Raw genomic sequence first — 20,834 nt, 5'->3', positions numbered from 1 at the left:
GTGCTACATGCCAGAAGGCAAAATCATTAAAGCGTTAAGCGGTTTTTACTACGTACTTGATGGGGAAAACATTATTCAATGCCGCGGTCGGGGAGTATTTCGAAAGCGTAACATTACCCCGCTCGTCGGAGATTATGTTGAATATGAAGCGGAAAATGATAAAGAAGGCTATGTTTTATCCATTGGAGAACGAAAAAATGATCTTGTTCGGCCGCCGGTCGCTAATATTGACCAGGCGGTGCTCGTTTTTTCGGCGATGGAACCAGCGTTCAGTACAATGCTGCTCGACCGGTTTTTAGTGCTGATCGAGTCAAAACATATCGAACCGGTTATTTGTCTGACAAAGATGGATCTGGCTGACGATTTGAAAAAGCTGAACGCATTTATTGCAGATTATCGGAAGATTGGCTATACCGTCGTGGAAACATCTTCTGAAACGATGGCTGGCCTAAACTCGCTTGAAGATTATTTAACCGGTAAGACGTCTGTTTTTGCAGGACAATCAGGCGTTGGAAAATCATCACTATTAAATGCGATTCGACCGGATCTCGCATTAAAAACGGATGAAATTTCGAGCTCTCTAGGCCGCGGCAAGCATACAACCCGGCACGTGGAATTAATTCCGGCAGCGGGCGGGCTGGTCGCAGATACGCCTGGATTCAGTTCGTTGGAGTTTGATGGAATTGATGTGGAAGATGTTTCGTCTTGCTTTCCCGAGATGGCAGAGTTGAGCTCTTCTTGCAAATTTCGTGGCTGTATTCATATTAATGAACCAAAATGTGCCGTAAAACAAGCGGTGGAGAAGGAAGAAATACCTTCTTATCGTTACGATCATTATTTGCAGTTTATAGAGGAAATTAAAGAGAGAAAGCCGAGGTACTGATGTTATGATCAAGATTGCCCCTTCTATTTTGTCCGCTGACTTTGCGCGGCTTGGTGAAGAAGTAAAAGACGTGGAAAACGGTGGCGCGGATTATATCCATGTTGATGTAATGGATGGTCATTTTGTGCCAAATATTACGATCGGTCCGCTTATTGTAGAAGCGATCCGTCCGGTAACGGCCCTGCCGCTGGACGTGCACTTAATGGTCAGCAATCCGGACCGATACATTGAAGCGTTTGCGAAAGCGGGAGCGGACATTATTACGGTTCATGCTGAAGCGTGCCCGCACTTGCACCGGACCATTCAGCTTATCCGTTCATTTGGTGTCAAAGCGGGGGTCGTCTTAAACCCATCTACGCCGGCAGATGTACTCCAATATGTCATTCGCGACATCGATATGGTTCTGTTAATGACAGTGAATCCTGGATTTGGCGGCCAATCTTTTATTGAAGCGGTTGTACCAAAAATCCGCCGTGTCCGTGAAATGATTGTAGAGGCAGGCGTAGTAGTTGATATCGAAGTGGACGGCGGTGTAAATGCAGAAACGGCTAAAATTTGTGCTGAAGCAGGTGCGAATGTTCTCGTTGCCGGGTCCGCCATTTACAATGAAAAGGACCGAGGTGCGGCGATTCAGGCAATTCGTGCGGCTGCAGAAAGCGCGTGATCATTCGGATCGTAGCCGGCGGGCCTGAAGATGAGCTGCCAAATTTAAATGCGGATCTTGAGAAGGAGGAGCAATGGATTGGCGTCGATCGGGGCGCCCTTTATTTGCTCGAACGAGGCATTATACCTGCCAAAGCGTTTGGGGACTTTGACTCGATAACGACTGAAGAATGGGAACGGGTTGCAGCTATGGTTCCGGATTATGTTCAATTTCCGGCTGAAAAAGATGAAACTGATCTTGAAATTGCGTTGAATGCTGCTGTAAAGCAACATCCAGAAGCGATTTTTTTGTACGGAGTGACAGGCGGGCGCCTTGACCACTTTTTCGGCGCGGTTACATTGCTTATGAAAAAAGAACTGGATTGTCCTGTTATGATTGTTGACCGCCAAAATGAAATTTCTGTTTATTCACCGGGAGAAGCGGCCATTGCCCAAAAAGAAAAATGGCCATATATTTCGTTTTTTGCCATGAGTGAACAAGTGGAAGGGCTGACACTTTCGGGGTTTAAATTTCCGCTTTACAATTATACTGTCCAAAAAGGTTCTTCAAGGTGTGTCAGCAATGAACTCATTGAAAAAAAGGGGGTCTTTTCGTTCCGTTCAGGCATATTAATGGTTATAAGAAGCCGTGACGGGAGGAGAAGCCATTGAAATTTTACACGTTGAAACTGCCGAAATTCGTCGGGGGCATGATCCGTATGGTGCTGTCAGCCGGAAAAAAAAGAAAATAAAAAAGCACCAGTGCCATTTGGCGCCGGTGCTTTTTTATTTATGGAAAAATTAAACACGTTCAACTTTTCCAGATTTAAGTGCGCGGGCAGAAACCCAAACACGTTTTGGTTTACCGTCAACGAGGATACGAACTTTTTGAAGGTTAGCGCCCCATGTACGTTTACTTGAATTCATCGCGTGTGAGCGGTTGTTTCCAGTACGTGCTTTACGGCCAGAAATAACACATTTTTTTGGCATTGTATTCACTCCTTACTATTGAGGATCATCATTGTCTACGTTTTTATGTGCAAGACACTTAAATAATTTATCATAATCAACCAATGAATGCAACAGCTTTGAAAAAGTCTTTCAAGAAAAATCACTTGACAGTTAAAAAGGCAGTCAATTCGTTTGTTCAGTTGTGAAGTTGTATATAAATATAGTAAAATGACTATAGTTTGATTCGCGAGGAGGATTTTTTGTGACGATTGAATTAACGACAGAGCTCGGTCAAATTGACATTTCAAATGAAGTGATCGCGATGATTGCAGGTGGCGCGGCAGTAGACTGCTATGGCATTGTCGGCATGGCGTCAAAAAAACAATTAAAAGATGGCATTGCGGAAATTTTGCGCCGTGAAAATTTCACGCGCGGCGTGATCGTACGCCAGGAAGAAGACCGCATTTTTATTGACATGTACATTATCGTTAGCTATGGAACAAAAATTTCCGAAGTGGCGAGTAATGTTCAGTCAAAAGTAAAATACACGCTTAATCAAACAGTCGGGCTGTCAGTCGATTCTGTTAATATTTTTGTACAGGGTGTACGGGTAACGAACCCGTAGTGTGAGGAGGAAATTTTTGTGGGTATGACTTCATTGGACGGGCTGCGCTTTGCCAGGATGGTTCAGGCGGGCGCGCAGCATTTATCGGTGAATGCGGATATGGTAGATGCATTGAATGTGTTTCCGGTTCCGGATGGCGACACGGGAACGAATATGAATTTGTCGATGACATCAGGAGCAAAAGAAACCGAATCGTCAAAACAAACGCATTTCGGCAAAACGGCGGAAGCGCTGTCGAAAGGGCTTTTGATGGGCGCGCGGGGAAATTCCGGCGTTATTTTGTCTCAGCTTTTCCGAGGCTTTTCAAAAGCAATCGCCAACAAGCAGGAAGTCTCGGCTTTTGAACTGGCCGCTGCGTTTGAAGCGGGCGTCCAAACAGCTTATAAAGCGGTTATGAAGCCGGTGGAAGGAACGATCTTAACGGTCGCAAAAGATGCAGCCAAAAAAGCAGTAGCCGTTTCACAAAAAGAAGCGAATATTATTGCTGTCATGGAGGCATTTGTAGAAGAAGGACAGGCTTCGTTGAACCGGACGCCTGAGCTTCTGCCTGTCTTAAAAGAAGTGGGCGTGGTGGACAGCGGCGGACAAGGGCTTTTGCTTGTGTATGAAGGCTTTTTAGCTGAACTTAAAGGAGAAGCACTTCCAGCAGCGCTCTCAACGCGGCAGGACATGATGGATCTTGTTAGTGCCGAGCATCATAAAAGTGTACAAAGCTTTATGAACACAGAAGACATCGAATTTGGCTATTGCACCGAATTTATGGTGAAGTTCGACGAAAAAAAACTATCAAAAAATCCTTTTTCCGAAGATCGGTTTCGCCATGAACTGAGTGAATTTGGTGATTCACTGCTTGTCATTTCCGATGATGAAATTGCCAAAGTACACATCCATGCCGAGCATCCGGGTGATGTGCTGACGATCGGACAGCAATACGGCAGCTTGATCAATATGAAGATTGAAAATATGCGTGAGCAGCATAGCGCCATTACAAAGTCGTCTTCAGTACCTGCAGCCGCCAAGCCAGCTGAAAAAGCGAAATATGGTGTTGTGACGGTTGCGATGGGATCGGGTGTTGGTGAATTGTTTACAAGTATCGGCGCAACCGCTGTGATTGAAGGCGGCCAGACAATGAATCCGTCTACTGAGGATATCGTGAAGGCCATTGAACATTGTCACGCTGAGCATGTTTTTGTGCTGCCGAATAATAAAAATATTATTATGGCCGCAGAACAGGCGGCGGAAGTATCAGAAGCCAATGTTTCTGTCATTTTAACGAAAACAGTCCCACAAGGGCTGGCGGCTTTACTTGCATTTAATCCGGATGGGAATGAATCATCAAACCGTGATGCTATGACTGCAGCGTCTGCTCAAGTGAAGACAGGGCAAGTAACGCATGCTGTCCGGGATACGACCATTGACGGCATTGATATTAAAAAAGACGATTTCATGGGTCTGGCAGAAGGCAAAATCGTTGTCACGCATTCCGAAATAATAGAAACGGCGAAAGAGCTTCTTCAATCACTGCTCGATGATGAATCAGAAATTGTCACAGTTATTTATGGGGAAGAAGCCTCGGAGGAAATAGTGGGACAAGTAACAGATTTTATTGAGGAAAATTATTCGGATGTTGAAGTGGAAGTCCACGGTGGAAAGCAGCCGCTGTATCCATTTATTTTTTCTATTGAATAAAACAAGGGAGAGAGATCATTCTCTCTCTTTTTCTTATTAAGCCTGCAGGACGCAGGTCGCAAATGCGCAGCGAATGATGTCGCGATTTTAGCATTTGATCCTTGGGCCAGCAGGAAGCAGGTCACAAATGCGTTGCGATTGACATCGCGATCTTAGCATTTGATCCTTGTATATGAAAGGAGGAAAAAGAATGCTTGAAATTGGTCATCCCCTTAACCAGCCAATCAGTGTGTTGAAAGGAGCGGGGAAAGAAGCGGAATTGTCTCTGTCATCAATTGGAGTACTGACCGTTGGTGATTTAATGGAGTTTGTCCCGGCCCGCTATGATGATATGCGGCTGAAAAGCCCTGAAGAAGCGGCACATGATGAAAAAGTAACAATTGAAGGCATTATTCAAACAGAGCCGTCTGTCATGTATTACGGAAAGAAAAAATCACGCTTAACATTTAAAATGCTGTCTGGGCCTCATTTGATTAATGTGACCTTTTTTAATCAGCCTTATTTAAAGAAAAAAGCATCTGTTGGCGATAAAGTGACTGTGACGGGAAAATGGGACCGCCACCGGCTGTCGGTTTCGGGACAGCTGCTGGAGATTGGACCCTATTCGCGTGGAACGGATTTTGAGGCGGTTTATTTGCTGCGCAATGCAATCCCGCTGAAGCAATTCCGAAAGCTTGTCAAACAGGCCATTGACTTGTACGGTGATCACATTGAAGAAACATTGCCAGCTCCCTTACTTGGACAGTATCGCTTGATGGAAAGAAAAGAAGCGATTCGAGCGCTCCACTTTCCGGAATCACATGATGAAATGAAGCAGGCACGCCGTCGGTTTGTGTATGAAGAATTTTTTTATTTTCAGTTGAAAATGCAGGCGCTCCGAAAAACGATTCGGGAGCAGTCCGGAGGTATCGCACAAAAATATGACCTTGCCAAACTGAAACAATTAATTGATTCTCTTCCATTTGAGTTAACCAATGCACAGAAAAAAGCTGTGAATGAAATTTGTGCAGATATGAAGTCGCCATATCGGATGAACCGGCTGCTGCAAGGAGATGTTGGCAGCGGGAAAACAGCGGTAGCAACACTGGCACTTTATGCATCGGTAACAGCCGGGTTTCAAGGTGCGTTAATGGTGCCAACTGAAATTTTGGCTGAGCAGCATGCGAAATCGCTTCATGATATGCTTGAGCCGTTTGGCATTACGACCGCCTTGTTGACAGGCACAGTAAAAGGCAAACGTCGGAAAGCACTGCTTGGTGCACTTCAGGCAGGCGACATCGATATTTTAATTGGGACACATGCGCTTATTCAAGATGATGTTATATTCCATAATCTCGGGCTTGTGATTACAGATGAACAGCACCGGTTCGGCGTCAACCAGCGGCGTGTACTTCGCTCAAAAGGGGAGAATCCGGACGTTTTATTTATGACGGCAACGCCGATTCCGCGGACACTTGCCATTACCGTTTTTGGTGAAATGGATGTGTCGATTATTAACGAAATGCCCGCGGGCCGTAAAGCGATTGAGACATATTGGGCAAAAGAAGAGATGCTTGGCCGTGTTCTTGAGTTTACGGAAAAAGAACTGCGAAAAGGACGGCAGGCATATGTCATTTGCCCGCTTATTGAAGAATCAGAAAAACTTGATTTTCAAAATGCGCTCGATGTCCATGCGCAGCTTACAAGCTATTTTCATGGGAAATTCACAGTTGGTCTTATGCACGGTCGATTAAGTGGGGAAGAAAAAGACGCAGTAATGAAATCGTTCAGCGCCAATGAACTTAATATTCTCGTATCGACAACCGTTGTTGAAGTGGGTGTGAACGTACCCAATGCGACAGTGATGATTATTTACGATGCGGAACGATTTGGCTTGTCACAGCTTCATCAGCTCCGTGGACGCGTTGGACGTGGCTCTGAACAATCCTATTGTATGCTTATTGCCGATCCAAAATCTGAAACCGGCAAAGAACGTATGACTGCAATGACAGAAACAAATGATGGATTTGTGCTAAGCGAAAAGGATTTAGAATTGCGCGGTCCCGGCGATTTTTTCGGCCGCAAGCAAAGCGGGCTGCCAGAATTTAAAATGGCTGACATGGTACATGACTACCGCGCGCTTGAAACTGCACGAGAAGATGCAAAAACATTAATCAATGATCCAGCTTTTTGGAAGAGCGATGAATATGCCCAGCTGCGGGCCGTTTTGACTGATTCGGGCGTACTCGCCGGCGAAAAGCTGGACTAAGAATGCAAGTTGCCTCTTGCATTCTTTTTTTGTTATCTTTATACTGTTTTTTAGTACCTAGTCCTAATATCGGATGGTGGGATAGAAGATGAGACGATCAAAAAAAGAACGCCAGGAGCGTCTGCAAAAAACGATTCAGGAAAATCCATTTGTGACGGATGAAGAACTGGCACAGGAATTCAGCGTAAGCGTTCAAACGATTCGGCTGGATCGAATGGAACTGTCCATTCCGGAGCTGCGGGAACGCATTAAATATGTAGCAGAGAAAAACATGCAGGATGAAGTGCGCTCACTTCCCATCGAAGAAGTGATCGGTGATATTATTGACATTGAATTAGACAAAAGCGCCATTTCGATTTTTGATGTAAAAAAAGAGCATGTGTTTACGCGAAATGGCATCGCGCGCGGTCATCACTTATTTGCGCAAGCTAATTCATTAGCTGTAGCGGTGATTAACGATGAAATGGCGCTGACAGGTAAAGCGGAAATTCGTTTCACACAGCCGGTCAAAGAAGGCAGCCGCGTCGTTGCGAAAGCAAAAGTCATTCGGTCTGAAAAAGGACGAACAATTGTAGACGTGTCAAGTTCCGTTGGCAGTGACCTTGTATTCCGGGGTGAATTTTCGATGTTTCGTGCACAATCTGCAGAAAAGGGGAAAAAAGATGAAACTGGCAATTGATGCAATGGGCGGGGATCATGCGCCCGAACAAATCATTTTTGGTGTTAACCGGGCATTAAAAGAATTGCCGGAGCTGGAATTAATGATTTTTGGAGATCAAGAAAAAATTCAGCCGCTGTTAGACGCAGGCAGTCAGATCCGCACGGAAGTTATTCATTCACCGGATTTTATTCTCGGCACGGATGAGCCTGTTCGGGCCGTCCGCCGAAAAAAGCAGTCATCACTTGTCATGATGGCAGAAGCTGTAGCGAATAAAAAAGCAGCGGCTTGTGTATCAGCTGGAAATACAGGCGCGCTTATGGCAGCAGGGTTATTTATTGTCGGCCGTATTGACGGAATCGAGCGTCCGGCTTTAGCGCCTACGTTTCCAACTGTTGACGGCAAAGGCTTTGTGATGCTCGATGCAGGGGCTAATTCAGACGCAAAACCAGAGCATTTGCTTCAATATGCGATAATGGGTTCTGTTTATGCGGAAAAAGTGCGTGGTATAAAAAAGCCGCGTGTCGGATTATTAAATATCGGAACAGAAGAAAAAAAAGGGAATGAATTAACGAAAGCGGCATATAAACTGCTAAGTGAGGCACCTGGAATGAATTTTATCGGCAATGTTGAGTCGCGTGAGTTGTTGAATGGCGCAGCTGACGTTGTCGTAACAGATGGCTTTACTGGCAACATGGTGTTAAAAACGATCGAAGGCAGCGCGCTGTCTATTTTCTCTATGTTAAAAACGGCGTTAACAGCGTCAACGAAGTCAAAACTCGGCGCCTTGCTTTTAAAAGATGAACTGCGCGGCTTAAAAAATAAAATGGATTATGCTGAATATGGCGGTGCCGGCTTATTTGGCTTAAAAGCGCCGGTTATTAAAGCGCACGGATCATCTGACGCAAACGCTTTTTATCATGCAATCGAACAAGCTTACAAAATGGCGCAGGCGAATGTGCCAGCCATTATCGAATCACAAATTGCCAGCGGGAAGGAATGACAAAATCAATGGGGAAAATCGCGTTTGTATTTCCGGGACAAGGTTCCCAAAAGGTCGGCATGGGAGAGTCACTAGCTAATCAGCATGTACATATACAAAAGATGTTCCAAAAAGCGGATGAAAAACTGGGCTATTCATTAACAGACATCATGTTTAACGGACCGGAAGAAGAGCTGACACTCACTTCGAACGCGCAGCCGGCTCTTTTAGCTGTCAGTATGGCTGTGTTAAAACGGTTTGAAGAAGAAGGAGTGACACCAGACTTTACAGCAGGCCACAGTCTTGGAGAATACTCTGCTTTAGCCGCCGCCGGCGCCATTACATATGAAGAAGCGGTTTGGGCGGTTCATCAGCGCGGTAATTTAATGGAGGAAGCGGTGCCAGCCGGTCAAGGCGCGATGGCAGCAGTCCTTGGCATGGAGCGTGAAGTGCTTGAAGAAGTGACGATGAGTGTAACGCAAGGAGGCGCTGTCGTAGCAGTGGCCAATTTCAACTGTCCTGGACAAATTGTCATTTCAGGCTCAAAAGAAGGTGTTGAACAAGCAGCTGCTCTCTTAAAAGAAAAAGGCGCAAAACGGGTGATTCCGTTAAACGTCAGCGGCCCTTTTCATTCACCGCTTATGGAACCTGCCGCTGAAAAGCTGCGAGCTGTACTTGATAAAGCAAATATTCAATCGAGTCGTATACCGGTCGTTGCCAATGTGGATGCACAGCCGGTTACCGATGCAGAGACGATTAAAGAAAACCTTGTGAAACAGCTGTATTCACCTGTTCTATGGGAAGACAGTGTGCAAACGATGCTCGATGCAGGTGTTGACACATTTATTGAAATCGGTTCGGGAACCGTTTTATCCGGGTTGATCAAAAAAATAAATCGGCGTGTTCGGACGTTCGCCATCAGCGATGAAGAATCGATTGTGAAAACAGTGGTAGCACTGAAGGAGGAGACGGAATGAATCTTGAAGGGAAAACAGCACTTGTAACAGGCGCGTCCCGCGGCATCGGGAAAGCCATTGCATTAGAACTTGCCCGTCATGGTGCGGATGTTGCAGTCAATTACGCCGGGAATGAACAAAAAGCAAAAGAAGTAGCCGATGAAATTCAAGCAATGGGACGACGTTCATTTATCGTTCAATGCGATATTTCAGATGGTGATGCTGTACAGGCAATGGTAAAAGAAACAGTTGCTCAATTTGGCCGCCTTGATATTTTGGTGAACAACGCGGGTATTACGCGCGATAACCTGATTATGCGTATGAAAGATCAGGAATGGGATGACGTTATTAACACGAATTTAAAAGGTGTTTTCCTTTGTACAAAAGCGGTAACACGTCAAATGATGAAACAAAGAAGCGGCCGGATTATTAATATTTCTTCGGTTGTCGGCCGGATCGGAAATGCGGGTCAGGCGAACTATACAGCCGCAAAAGCAGGTGTGATTGGGTTGACGAAAGCATCAGCCCGTGAGCTTGCTGCTCGGGGCATTACAGTGAATGCGATTGCCCCCGGCTTTATCGCAACAGACATGACAGATGAACTGCCGGCAGAGGCAAAAGAGCAGCTGATCGGTCAAATTCCACTCGGCACGCTCGGTGACACTGATGACATCGCCGCCGCCGCATTATTTTTAGCTAGTGATGGCGCCAAGTATATCACCGGTCAGGTTCTAGGTGTTGACGGCGGCATGGCGATGTAATAAAAAGCGTGTTTTGATGAAGTGAATCGTCTATAATACTTGAGGGGAGGTGAATCATAGTGGCAGATGTATTAGAACGTGTAACCAAAATTATCGTTGATCGTCTAGGTGTCGAAGAATCACAAATCAACCTTGATGCAAAATTCAAGGAAGATCTTGGAGCGGATTCTTTAGATGTTGTGGAGCTTGTAATGGAGCTTGAAGACGAATTCGATATGGAAATTTCCGATGATGATGCGGAAAATATTACGACGGTAGGCGACGCTGTAACGTACATAAACAGCAAAAACTAATCGTCCATTAATGGCAGATCCGGCTATTCGGGTCTGCTTTTTTCGTTTAAAGACAAAAAGTGTATATTCTTGGGCATTATCCAGCTCCAGGCGCCATCGAGACCCGCAGGATATGGGGCATAAAAGCGTTGCGACGGCCTGGATGGCTTAGTCGGGCGAATGCCACAGGTCGTGGCGGCTTTAAAGCGCGACGGCACGATGCCGCGCTCTTAGCTTTTGTTCCATTTACCCATTCAAGCCCTTCTGGAGGCAAAAAGCGCCTCCGCCGGTGCTCATCTTATGCTTGTCGCCAATAAACGGACGCCTTACGCTTTTAATTCTCTTTGCGCTATGCATTTTTTTCGGCTAAACTATTTTTGTGTGCATTTTAACATTGCGGAGGAACAAGAATGAAAAAAACAAATCGGGAGCAGCGTTATTCCGAACGAAAAAATACGGAGTTTTACGAATTTCAGGAGAAAACGGGCATTCATTTTCAAAACGAAACATTATTAAAGCAGGCATTTACGCATTCATCATATGTGAATGAGCATCGGAGAAAACCATATGAGGACAATGAGCGGCTGGAGTTTTTAGGAGATGCTGTTTTAGAGCTGACGGTTTCACAATTTTTATATAAAACATATCCGGTTATGTCAGAAGGAGAATTAACGAAGCTCCGGGCAGCAGTTGTTTGTGAACCATCACTGGTCACATTTGCAAACGAGCTTGAATTCGGCAAGCTCATCTTGCTGGGAAAAGGGGAAGAAATGACCGGAGGAAGAATGCGGCCAGCTCTTTTAGCCGATGTATTTGAAGCATACATTGGTGCTCTTTACTTAGACCAGGGGATGGAAGCTGTTGTTCCTTTTCTGGAAAAACTCGTTTTTCCGAAAATCAGCGCCGGTGCTTTTTCTCATGTGATGGATTTTAAAAGTCAGTTGCAGGAGTTTGTCCAGCGTGAACTAAAAGGATCACCTTCTTACCGGATTTTAGAAGAAAAGGGTCCTGCACACAATAAAGAATTTATTACAGAGGTTTCGTTAAACGACATCGTGCTCGGCCGTGGTGCGGGCCGGTCAAAAAAAGAAGCAGAGCAATTTGCGGCGCGCATGGCGCTTGAACATGTAAAACAATCGAAGTAGGAGACAGGTGGATAGGTATGATCCTGAAAAAGCTTGATATAGCGGGATTTAAATCATTTGCAGGAAAAGTAACCATCGATTTTATGCCCGGTGTAACGGCAGTTGTCGGACCGAATGGTTCAGGAAAAAGCAATATTACAGAAGCGATCCGCTGGGTATTGGGTGAACAGTCCGCTAAAAATTTGCGGGGCGGAAAAATGGAAGATGTTATCTTCTCTGGAAGTGATTCGAGAAGGCGGCTGAATGAAGCGGACGTGACCATTACGCTCGATAATCGGGATGGGGCGCTTCCGCTTGATTACAGTGAGGTAAGTATCACTCGCCGCGTGAACCGGAATGGCGACAGCGGATTTTTCATCAATAAGCAAAGCTGCCGTTTAAAAGACATTATTGAATTGTTTATGGACTCCGGGCTTGGCCGCGGTGCGTTTTCCATTATCGGACAAGGACGCGTCGATGAAATTTTAAACAGCCGCCCGGAAGAGCGACGGTCGATCTTTGAAGAAGCTGCCGGTGTGCTGAAATATAAAACCCGAAAAAAACAGGCGGAAGTAAAGCTTGCGGAAACAGAAGAAAATGTCAGCCGTGTGCAGGACATTTTGTATGAGCTGGAACAGCGGGTAGAACCGCTGGAAATTCAAGCAGCTGCTGCAAAAGATTTTCTTGAAAAAAAAGCAGAATTAAAAGAAGTGGAAGCGTCTGTCTGGGCGTACGATATTGCGGAATCACATGCAGAATGGGAAGAACGAAAAAAAGACCGGCAGCATCAAGAACAGCAAATTGCCTATTTTACTAAAGAGGCAGAAAAAGCTGAATCACGCATCCGAGCATTCGAACAGGAAATAAAAAAGCTCTCACTCGAAGAAGAATCGACCCAGCAAAAGCTTATGGCGGTTATTGAATCGCTTGAAAAGATTGAGGGCAGAAGGCGTTTAATGGATGAACGCCAAAAAAACGCTTCCTATAATGAAGAAAAGCTCGTGAAATCGGTGAAAGAAGCAGAAGAAAAAGAAGCTTCGTTAAAACAAGCATTGGCAGAAGCAAAAGAACTGTCTAAAACAAAAAAGCAGGCGCTTGATTTGTTAAAGAAAGAAGCAGCCGAAAAAGAAACAATGCTGCGCGCACTATCAGGGAACAGAGGGGAAACACTAGATTCGCTTAAAGCCGACTACATTGACCATTTAAGTAAAGAAGCGGCCGCTAAAAATGAGCTCATTGAAATTGATCGGCAGCTTGAACGGCTGACGGCCCGATTTGAACGGCTCGGTGGACATAACGATCAATATTTATCTGAACGAGCCGCGCTTCAGCAAGAGCAGGAGCAAATTGAAAAAGCAAGGTTGTCAGCAGAGCGGAAGCTTGATGAACATACAACTGCCTATCGGGAAGCGAAGCGGGAGCGCGATAGAGTAAAAGAATCGCTTGAAAAAAAACGAAATGCTTTATATAAGGCATACCAAATTTTACAGGAAGCGTCGTCCCGCCGTGATCTTTTAGCATCCATGGAAGAAGACTATTCGGGCTTTTTCTCCGGTGTGAAAGAAGTATTAAAAGAGAAAAATGGACGTCTGCCGGGTGTGATTGGAGCTGCAGCCGAATTGATCCGGGTGCCGAAACAATACGAGCTGGCCATTGAAACAGCACTTGGCGGGGCCCTTCAGCATATTATTGTGGCGGATGAGCCAGTGGCGAGAAAAGCGATCGCTTTCTTAAAACAGCAAAAAAGTGGCCGGGCGACGTTTTTGCCGCTTTCAACGGTAAAAGAAAAATTGATTCCAGATCATGTATTAGCGTCTGTCCGGCATGAGAACGGTTTTCTCGGAACAGCCGTGGAGCTGGTGGACTATGATGAGCAGTATGTGCACGCAGCCAGCCATTTACTCGGAAATGTGATCATTGCGTCATCACTTGAAAAAGCAAACAATATTGCCCGAAAAATGAATCATCGATATCGTGTGGTAACAGTTGAAGGTGACGTGGTGAATGCCGGCGGTTCGATGACCGGGGGTTCAATGAAAAAAAACAGTGCGTCGCTGCTTGGCCGCAAAAATGAACTGGAAACGTTAAACGGACAAATAAAGCAGATGGAACAAAAAACAGCCCAAGTAGAAAAAGAAGTGAAGTCACTGCAGGTTCGCGCCGCTGAATGCGACCGCCTTGTCGGCCGCCTTGAGGAAACCGGCGAGTTATACCGCCAAGGACTTCAAGAAGCAAAAAATCAACAGCTGGAATGGTCTTTTAGCGAACAGTCCATTAACGATCGTCTCGCTGTGTATGATGCGGAAAAACGAGAGTTTCAGGAAGAAAAAGACCGGCTTGAACAACGGAAAGGCGGAGCGTCGGAACTTTTGGCCCAAAACCAGCAAGCGATTCAATTGCTGGATAAGCAAATTGCTTCGATCGAGCAAAAACAAAAAACGGACTTCTCTGAACGGGATCGGCTGGCTGAGCAGTTTAATACGCTCCGTCCACAAATAGCGGTGCTTGAAGAACAGCTTGCTTATAACAACCAGCAGGAAAATCGGCTGCGTATGGAATGGTCAGATGTCCAAAAGCAGCTGAAACAGCTGAAAGATGAACAGGCATTTATAGAAAACGAGCGGTCTAACAGTGGATCGACCGAATTGACACTTGCACAGCAGTCGGATGAACAGGCGATTGAAAAAGACAGGCTCGTCAAACAAAGCGTCTTGTTTAAGGCAGCGCGAAATGAAAAGGCACAAAAGCTGGAAGAAGAAGCGGCTTCGCTGCAAGAATCACGCCGACTGCTGAAAGGCTTGACCGAATCAGTGCGTGGACACGATATAGCAATTGCCCGTTTAGATGTTGAGATTGATACATGGCTGCAAAAGCTAAATGAACAATACGGCCTTTCGTTTGAGGAAGCAGAGCGAATGTACCCTTTAACACACCCCATTGACGAAGCGAGACGGCACGTGCGGCTTATTAAAAAAGCAATAGAAGAACTGGGCGATGTGAATATTGGGGCTATTGAAGAATATGAAACAACGTTTGAACGGGTGGCTTTTTTACGCGCTCAAAAAGAAGACTTAGAAGAAGCAAAATCAACACTTCGGGATGTCATGAGCGAAATGGATATTGAAATGACGCGCCGTTTTTCAGAAACATTTGAAGCGATTAAAGCTGAATTTCAGCCGGCATTTATTCAGCTGTTTGGCGGCGGCCGGGCAGAATTGAAATTAACGGATCCGAAAGATATTCTCAATTCAGGTGTCGATATTTCAGCAATGCCTCCTGGGAAAAAACTACAGCACTTAAGCTTACTGTCTGGCGGCGAGCGGGCGCTGACAGCGATTGCGCTTTTATTTGCGATTTTGCGCGTGCGGCCGGTGCCATTTTGCATTTTAGATGAAGTGGAAGCAGCGCTCGATGAAGCGAACGTTCATCGATTCAGCCGTTATTTAAAAGAATTTAGTGAAGAAACGCAGTTTATCATTATTACGCATCGTAAACAAACGATGGAAGAAGCGGATGCACTTTATGGAGTTGCCATGCAGGAATCAGGGGTGACAAGCCTTGTATCAGTAAGACTTGAAGAAGCGGCGGCGACGTAATAAAAGGAAGGATGGGAACGATGAGCTTTTTTAAAAAATTAAAAGATAAATTTTCCGGCTCGCAGGAGCAGGAACAAACAACCGAAAAATATACGGAAGGACTGAAAAAAACACGATCCGGTTTTTCCGAAAAAATGAATAATTTGTTTGCACGCTACCGCAAAATTGATGAAGATTTTTTTGAAGAGCTGGAAGAAATTCTGATTGGGGCGGATGTTGGGTTTGATACGGTGATGGAGCTGATTGATGAGCTGAAGCTGGAAGTAAAGCGGCAAAACACCAATGAACCCGAAGCGATCCGGGAAATCATTACGGAAAAATTTGTGGATATTTACGCTGGCGATGATGAGATGTCATCTGAATTAAATATTCAAGATACAGGATTAACAGTTATTTTATTCGTTGGCGTCAACGGTGTCGGCAAAACGACAACAATTGGCAAGCTTGCACATCAATTCAAAACAGAAGGCAAAAAAGTAATGCTTGCGGCCGGCGATACGTTCCGTGCGGGCGCGATTGAACAGCTTGAAGTGTGGGGAGAACGAACAGGCGTGGACGTCATTAAGCAGACGGAAGGGTCCGACCCGGCCGCCGTCATGTATGATGCTGTGCGCGCAGCCAAATCACGAGGTGCCGACATTTTATTATGTGACACAGCCGGCCGACTGCAAAATAAAGTTAATCTTATGAACGAATTACAAAAAGTAAAACGCGTGATTGAACGGGAAGTTCCAGAGGCGCCGCATGAGGTTCTGCTCGTGGTCGATGCGACTACGGGGCAAAATGCACTGATTCAAGCAAAAACGTTCAAAGAAGCGACAGATGTATCGGGTATTGTACTGACGAAGCTTGACGGTACGGCAAAAGGCGGCATCGCACTCGCCATCCGGAAAGAACTGGGCGTGCCGGTTAAATTTGTCGGCCTTGGCGAAAAAATGGATGATCTGCAGCCGTTTGATGCTGAAAAATATGCCTACGGACTGTTTGCCCAGGCATTTGAGCAAAAAGAATCTGAGTCAGCGGATGAAACAGCCGAATAAACGGCTGTTTTTCACCGTTCTTGACAGGAAAGACAGATGCAGGTACACTATTTTTAGTGTAAAGGTTTTTCACTTAACAAAGGAGGGGCAGCCGTGCTTGAAAAAACGATGCGGATGAATTATCTGTATGATTTTTATCAGATGCTTCTGACCGACAAACAGCGCAGCTATATGTCCCTATACTACCTGGATGACTATTCGCTCGGTGAAATTGCCGATGAATACGAAGTGAGCCGCCAGGCCGTTTATGATAATATAAAACGCACAGAAGCAATGCTTGAAGAATATGAAGCGAAGTTAATGCTGTTAAAGAAGTTCCAAAAACGTCAGGCATTAATCGATCAGTTGAAAGAACGGGCTGATGAAGATATGCTGGCAGTTATCGAGGCGATTGAGGAGCTTGAATAGGGGGACTGCATGATGGCATTTGAAGGATTGGCCGAACGACTGCAAGGAACAATGCAGAAAATTCGCGGCAAAGGGAAAGTATCCGAATCCGATGTAAAAGAAATGATGCGAGAAGTGCGTCTGGCTCTTTTAGAAGCGGACGTTAACTTTAAAGTTGTCAAACAATTTGTCAAAAAAGTAAGTGAGCGTTCTGTCGGCCAGGAAGTGATGAAAAGCCTAACACCAGGACAGCAAGTCATTAAAGTCGTTAAGGAAGAACTAACGGCGTTAATGGGTGGCGAAGAAAGCCGGATCGGCACAGCAAAACGTCCGCCAACCGTCATTATGATGGTCGGGCTGCAAGGGGCAGGGAAGACGACAACGACCGGAAAGCTTGCGAATTTACTTCGCAAAAAGTATAACCGGAAACCGCTTTTAGTTGCAGCCGATATTTATCGTCCGGCAGCGATTAAACAGCTTGAAACGCTTGGGAAGCAATTGGATATGCCTGTCTTTTCAATGGGTGATCAAGTAAGCCCGGTTGAAATTGCCAAGCAGGCGATTCAAAAAGCGAAAGATGATCATCTCGATTATGTTCTCATTGATACAGCCGGCCGCCTTCACATTGATGAAGGGTTAATGGATGAGCTAAAACAAATTAAAGAACTGTCATCGCCCGAAGAGATTTTTCTTGTTGTCGATTCCATGACTGGCCAGGACGCTGTGAATGTAGCAGAAAGCTTCAATGAGCAGCTTGGCATCACTGGTGTTGTGCTCACGAAGCTTGATGGAGACACACGTGGCGGGGCTGCATTGTCAATCCGTGCTGTAACCGGCAAGCCAATCAAATTTGTCGGGATGGGCGAAAAACTGGACGCACTTGAGCAATTTCATCCGGAACGAATGGCATCCCGTATTCTTGGGATGGGCGATGTACTGTCACTCATTGAAAAAGCACAAACTAATGTCGATGAAACAAAAGCAAAAGAGCTGGAGCAAAAAATGCGGACGATGTCTTTTACTTTCGACGACTTTTTAGACCAGCTCGGGCAAGTGCGTTCAATGGGACCGCTTGATGAAATTTTAAAAATGCTTCCGGGCGCAAACAAAATGAAAGGCTTAAACAATGTGCAGGTTGACGAAAAGCAAATCGGCCGTGTTGAAGCGATTATCCGCTCCATGACAAAGGATGAAAAACAACAGCCGGAAATTATTAATTCCGGTCGCCGTAAGCGGATTGCCCGCGGTTCGGGAACATCGATTCAGGAAGTAAACCGTTTGTTAAAACAGTTTGAAGACATGAAAAAAATGATGAAACAAATGTCTTCAATGCAGCAAAAAGGCAAGAAAAAAGGCGGTATGCCAAAGCTTCCTTTTATGTAATCTAAAGCAGATTTAATCTGTAAAGAAAAAACACTTTACAACACTTTAACTATTTGGTATGATTCTATCTTGTGTGAAACTATTTCGGAGGTGCTTATTAGCATGGCAGTAAAAATTCGTTTAAAACGTATGGGTGCAAAAAAATCCCCATTCTATCGTATCGTAGTAGCTGACGCCCGCGCGCCGCGTGATGGCCGTTCAATCGAAACAATCGGAACATACAATCCGGTTACTCAGCCGGCAGAAGTAAAAATCAATGAAGAGCTTGCACTTAAATGGCTTCAAGATGGTGCGAAACCATCTGATACTGTTCGCAATCTTTTCTCAAAAGAAGGACTTATGGAAAAATTCCATAATGCCAAATACAGCAAGTAAGCTATTGCGAGACAACAGTTCCCCAAAAGAATTTTCTTTTGGGGAATTGCCATTTTTGTTCCATGTAAAGGAGCGGTGGGGATGCACATTTTACAAACAGTATCAGTCGTTCAAGTGGTAACAGATTCCCTGAAACAAAACCGGATGAATGCATACGAACAGCAAAAGCGCCGGCTAGAGCGGGAAACAGCCCAGTTGTTATTCGAAAAGAAAAAAGCGGAACGCGGCGGCTCCAAGCAGGCGGAAGCGGCGGCCCGGTTTCAAATTGAAATTGATCAGCGCCATGAAAAATTAGCGGTGGTGGAATTTCAAATAAGCCAGCTTGATCAGCTGCCGCTTGGGACTGAACTGAAAGAACGGGACATTCAATCGATTGTTGACATAAAAACCGGCGACCATTTTGATGGAAAAACCGGCGGCACAATTGTTGTAAAAGATGGCGTCATTGTAGAAATTCGCACCGAGGGGTGAAAACATGAGCACATGGTTTAACGTTGGAAAAATAGTGAATACACATGGCTTGCGCGGAGAAGTCCGTGTTTTGTCACGGACAGACTTTCCCGAAAAACGGTACAAAAAAGGGAGCGAGCTTGCGGTTTTTAAACAAGGAGACAAAGAAGGCACGCCGGTTATTGTCGCATCGCATCGCACCCACAAAACCTTTGATTTGTTAACGTTTGAAGGCCGCCCATCCATTCAAGATGTCGAGGCGTTTAAAGGCGCTGTCTTAAAAGTCCATGAAGCGCATCTTGGGGGTTTGGATGAAGGAGAGTTTTATTTTCATGAGATCGTCGGCTGTGAAGTGAAAACAGCCGCAGGTGACGTAATTGGTGTCGTGAAAGAAGTACTCACGCCTGGTGCCAATGATGTATGGGTTGTGCAGAATGGTGCCAAAGAAGTTTATATTCCTTATATCGATGACGTGGTCAAATCGGTTGATCCAGACGAAAAGCTGATCATCATCGAGCCGATAGATGGATTGCTCGAATGAAAATCGATGTATTAACATTGTTTCCGGAAATGTTTGAAGGCGTTTTTTCTGCTTCCATCATGAAAAAAGCAGCTGATAAAGGGAAAGCCACATTTCGGGCTGTAAACTTCCGGGATTATGCGGAAGGAAAGCATAAAGTGGTCGATGATTATCCGTATGGCGGCGGAGCAGGGATGGTTTTAAAGCCGCAGCCGCTTTTTGATGCAGTGGATGACTTGAAAAAAACGGCGGAGAACCCCCGCGTTATTTTGATGTGTCCACAAGGCGAGCGATACACGCAGCAAAAAGCCGAGGAGCTTTCAAAAGAGGAGCATCTTATCTTTTTATGCGGACATTATGAAGGATATGATGAAAGAGTCCGCCAGCATCTTGTCACGGATGAAATTTCGATTGGAGATTATGTATTAACAGGCGGCGAGCTCGGCGCGATGGTGGTGGCAGACAGTGTTGTCCGGCTGCTGCCGGGTGTACTTGGAAATGAAGATTCGGCAGTGAAGGATTCGTTCTCATCCGGGCTTTTGGAGCATCCCCACTATACACGGCCGGCTGATTTCAGAGGCATGAAAGTACCTGATGTGCTTTTGTCCGGCAACCATAAACATATTGATGAATGGCGCCGTGAAGAGTCATTAAAACGTACATGGGAACGACGTCCCGATTTATTAGAATTGATTGAGCTGACGAAAGAAGAACAGCAGCAAATTGATTCATGGAAAATACGAAAATAAGTTGATTTCAATATAAGTATATGATAAAATTTCGGAGTCAGTGTGCAAAATATCACACTGCATTACAACGGTGTTCCGCTGTCGTGATTGCGCGGGTATGAGCATTTGTTAGAAGGAGAGGAAAACACAATGAACAAATTGATTCAAGAGTTAACACAGGAGCAGCTTCGTTCTGATCTTCCATCATTCCGTCCGGGAGACACTGTACGTGTACATGTTAAAATTGTCGAGGGTACACGTGAGCGGATTCAGGTATTTGAAGGCGTTGTAATCAAACGTCGCGGTGGCGGCGTAAGCGAAACTTTCACAGTACGTAAGATTTCTTACGGTGTGGGCGTTGAGCGTGCATTCCCGCTTCATACACCAAAAATCGAGAAAATCGAAGTAATGCGCCGTGGTAAAGTTCGTCGTGCGAAATTGTACTACTTGCGTAACCTACGCGGTAAAGCAGCGCGCATTAAAGAAATCAGATACTAAGATGTTAGAAGGAGTCTGCCTGCAGACTCCTTTTTCTTTCAGATTTTACACGCATCATGATATGAT

The 20,834-nt window shown here is 45.3% G+C and carries 23 protein-coding genes; 22 read left to right on the top strand and 1 reads right to left on the bottom strand.

All coding sequences use genetic code 11. The features are described 5' to 3' along the window. Positions 1–7: 7 nt before the first annotated feature. From rsgA to spoVM, 4 genes are read left to right on the top strand one after another with little or no spacing between them, the layout of a single operon-like run. Entirely contained in the window at positions 8–883 is an 876-nt protein-coding gene (rsgA, locus tag BA724_RS14755) for a ribosome small subunit-dependent GTPase A (RefSeq protein WP_069939438.1), read from the top strand. A gap of 4 nt (positions 884–887) precedes the next feature. Then, a complete protein-coding gene (rpe, locus tag BA724_RS14750) occupies positions 888–1,547 on the top strand; it encodes a ribulose-phosphate 3-epimerase (RefSeq protein WP_069939437.1) in 660 nt (219 codons plus the stop codon). Then, positions 1,544–2,197 (top strand): thiamine diphosphokinase, encoded by a 654-nt coding sequence (locus BA724_RS14745; protein ID WP_069939436.1) that lies wholly within the window; start codon positions 1,544–1,546, stop codon positions 2,195–2,197. Before rpe ends, BA724_RS14745 begins: the two co-directional genes overlap by 4 nt. Next, on the top strand, positions 2,194–2,277 hold the full coding sequence (gene spoVM / locus BA724_RS19255) for a stage V sporulation protein SpoVM (RefSeq protein ID WP_046175094.1): 84 nt from the start codon (positions 2,194–2,196) through the stop codon (positions 2,275–2,277). The genes BA724_RS14745 and spoVM overlap by 4 nt, the downstream gene beginning before the upstream one ends. Before the next feature lie 49 nt (positions 2,278–2,326). Here the strand turns inward: spoVM and rpmB are convergent, their stop codons facing one another. After that, complete coding sequence (gene rpmB / locus BA724_RS14735; protein ID WP_045850130.1) at positions 2,327–2,515, bottom strand: 50S ribosomal protein L28; 189 nt, start codon at positions 2,513–2,515, stop codon at positions 2,327–2,329. Between the two features lie 223 nt (positions 2,516–2,738). Here rpmB and BA724_RS14730 point away from each other — a divergent pair, with 223 nt between their 5' ends. From BA724_RS14730 to rplS, 18 genes are all read left to right on the top strand, one after another. After that, on the top strand, positions 2,739–3,101 hold the full coding sequence (locus BA724_RS14730; protein ID WP_069939435.1) for an Asp23/Gls24 family envelope stress response protein: 363 nt from the start codon (positions 2,739–2,741) through the stop codon (positions 3,099–3,101). An 18-nt stretch (positions 3,102–3,119) separates the two neighbouring features. Further along, on the top strand, positions 3,120–4,790 hold the full coding sequence (locus BA724_RS14725) for a DAK2 domain-containing protein (protein WP_069939434.1): 1,671 nt from the start codon (positions 3,120–3,122) through the stop codon (positions 4,788–4,790). 190 nt (positions 4,791–4,980) lie between these two features. Beyond that, on the top strand, positions 4,981–7,038 hold the full coding sequence (recG, locus tag BA724_RS14720) for an ATP-dependent DNA helicase RecG (protein ID WP_069939433.1): 2,058 nt from the start codon (positions 4,981–4,983) through the stop codon (positions 7,036–7,038). A gap of 88 nt (positions 7,039–7,126) precedes the next feature. Next, the gene (fapR, locus tag BA724_RS14715; protein WP_069939432.1) at positions 7,127–7,717 is read left to right on the top strand and encodes a transcription factor FapR; all 591 of its coding nucleotides are present in this window, start codon (positions 7,127–7,129) and stop codon (positions 7,715–7,717) included. Beyond that, a complete protein-coding gene (gene plsX / locus BA724_RS14710; RefSeq protein ID WP_069939431.1) occupies positions 7,701–8,699 on the top strand; it encodes a phosphate acyltransferase PlsX in 999 nt (332 codons plus the stop codon). The genes fapR and plsX overlap by 17 nt, the downstream gene beginning before the upstream one ends. Before the next feature lie 8 nt (positions 8,700–8,707). Further along, positions 8,708–9,655, top strand: a complete 948-nt coding sequence (fabD, locus tag BA724_RS14705) for an ACP S-malonyltransferase (protein ID WP_069939794.1) — start codon at positions 8,708–8,710, stop codon at positions 9,653–9,655. Beyond that, the gene (gene fabG / locus BA724_RS14700) at positions 9,652–10,395 is read left to right on the top strand and encodes a 3-oxoacyl-[acyl-carrier-protein] reductase (protein WP_069939430.1); all 744 of its coding nucleotides are present in this window, start codon (positions 9,652–9,654) and stop codon (positions 10,393–10,395) included. Before fabD ends, fabG begins: the two co-directional genes overlap by 4 nt. Before the next feature lie 59 nt (positions 10,396–10,454). After that, positions 10,455–10,688 (top strand): acyl carrier protein, encoded by a 234-nt coding sequence (gene acpP, locus BA724_RS14695; RefSeq protein ID WP_045850123.1) that lies wholly within the window; start codon positions 10,455–10,457, stop codon positions 10,686–10,688. A 389-nt stretch (positions 10,689–11,077) separates the two neighbouring features. Further along, positions 11,078–11,812 (top strand): ribonuclease III, encoded by a 735-nt coding sequence (rnc, locus tag BA724_RS14690; protein ID WP_069939429.1) that lies wholly within the window; start codon positions 11,078–11,080, stop codon positions 11,810–11,812. 17 nt (positions 11,813–11,829) lie between these two features. Beyond that, positions 11,830–15,387, top strand: coding sequence for a chromosome segregation protein SMC (smc, locus tag BA724_RS14685; protein WP_069939428.1), 3,558 nt, complete (start codon positions 11,830–11,832; stop codon positions 15,385–15,387). Positions 15,388–15,407: 20 nt separating this feature from the next. Next, on the top strand, positions 15,408–16,427 hold the full coding sequence (gene ftsY, locus BA724_RS14680) for a signal recognition particle-docking protein FtsY (protein WP_069939427.1): 1,020 nt from the start codon (positions 15,408–15,410) through the stop codon (positions 16,425–16,427). A gap of 93 nt (positions 16,428–16,520) precedes the next feature. Beyond that, positions 16,521–16,835 (top strand): putative DNA-binding protein, encoded by a 315-nt coding sequence (locus BA724_RS14675; RefSeq protein ID WP_069939426.1) that lies wholly within the window; start codon positions 16,521–16,523, stop codon positions 16,833–16,835. 12 nt (positions 16,836–16,847) lie between these two features. After that, on the top strand, positions 16,848–18,197 hold the full coding sequence (ffh, locus tag BA724_RS14670; RefSeq protein ID WP_069939425.1) for a signal recognition particle protein: 1,350 nt from the start codon (positions 16,848–16,850) through the stop codon (positions 18,195–18,197). Positions 18,198–18,299: 102 nt separating this feature from the next. Further along, positions 18,300–18,572 carry a 30S ribosomal protein S16 gene (gene rpsP / locus BA724_RS14665; RefSeq protein ID WP_046179148.1) on the top strand — a complete coding sequence of 91 codons (273 nt, stop codon included), beginning with the start codon at positions 18,300–18,302 and terminating at the stop codon, positions 18,570–18,572. Positions 18,573–18,653: 81 nt separating this feature from the next. After that, a complete protein-coding gene (locus BA724_RS14660) occupies positions 18,654–19,043 on the top strand; it encodes a YlqD family protein (RefSeq protein ID WP_069939424.1) in 390 nt (129 codons plus the stop codon). 4 nt (positions 19,044–19,047) lie between these two features. Continuing rightward, positions 19,048–19,563 carry a ribosome maturation factor RimM gene (gene rimM / locus BA724_RS14655; protein ID WP_069939423.1) on the top strand — a complete coding sequence of 172 codons (516 nt, stop codon included), beginning with the start codon at positions 19,048–19,050 and terminating at the stop codon, positions 19,561–19,563. Further along, complete coding sequence (gene trmD / locus BA724_RS14650) at positions 19,560–20,291, top strand: tRNA (guanosine(37)-N1)-methyltransferase TrmD (protein WP_069939422.1); 732 nt, start codon at positions 19,560–19,562, stop codon at positions 20,289–20,291. The genes rimM and trmD overlap by 4 nt, the downstream gene beginning before the upstream one ends. 129 nt (positions 20,292–20,420) lie before the next feature. Beyond that, a complete protein-coding gene (rplS, locus tag BA724_RS14645; RefSeq protein ID WP_069939421.1) occupies positions 20,421–20,768 on the top strand; it encodes a 50S ribosomal protein L19 in 348 nt (115 codons plus the stop codon). Positions 20,769–20,834 lie beyond the last annotated feature (66 nt).

This window comes from Domibacillus iocasae, assembly GCF_001750285.1.
Lineage (GTDB): Bacteria > Bacillota > Bacilli > Bacillales > Domibacillaceae > Domibacillus > Domibacillus iocasae.
The sequence above is the reverse complement of the archived record's forward strand: the minus strand, read 5'-3'. Positions and strand labels throughout refer to the sequence as shown.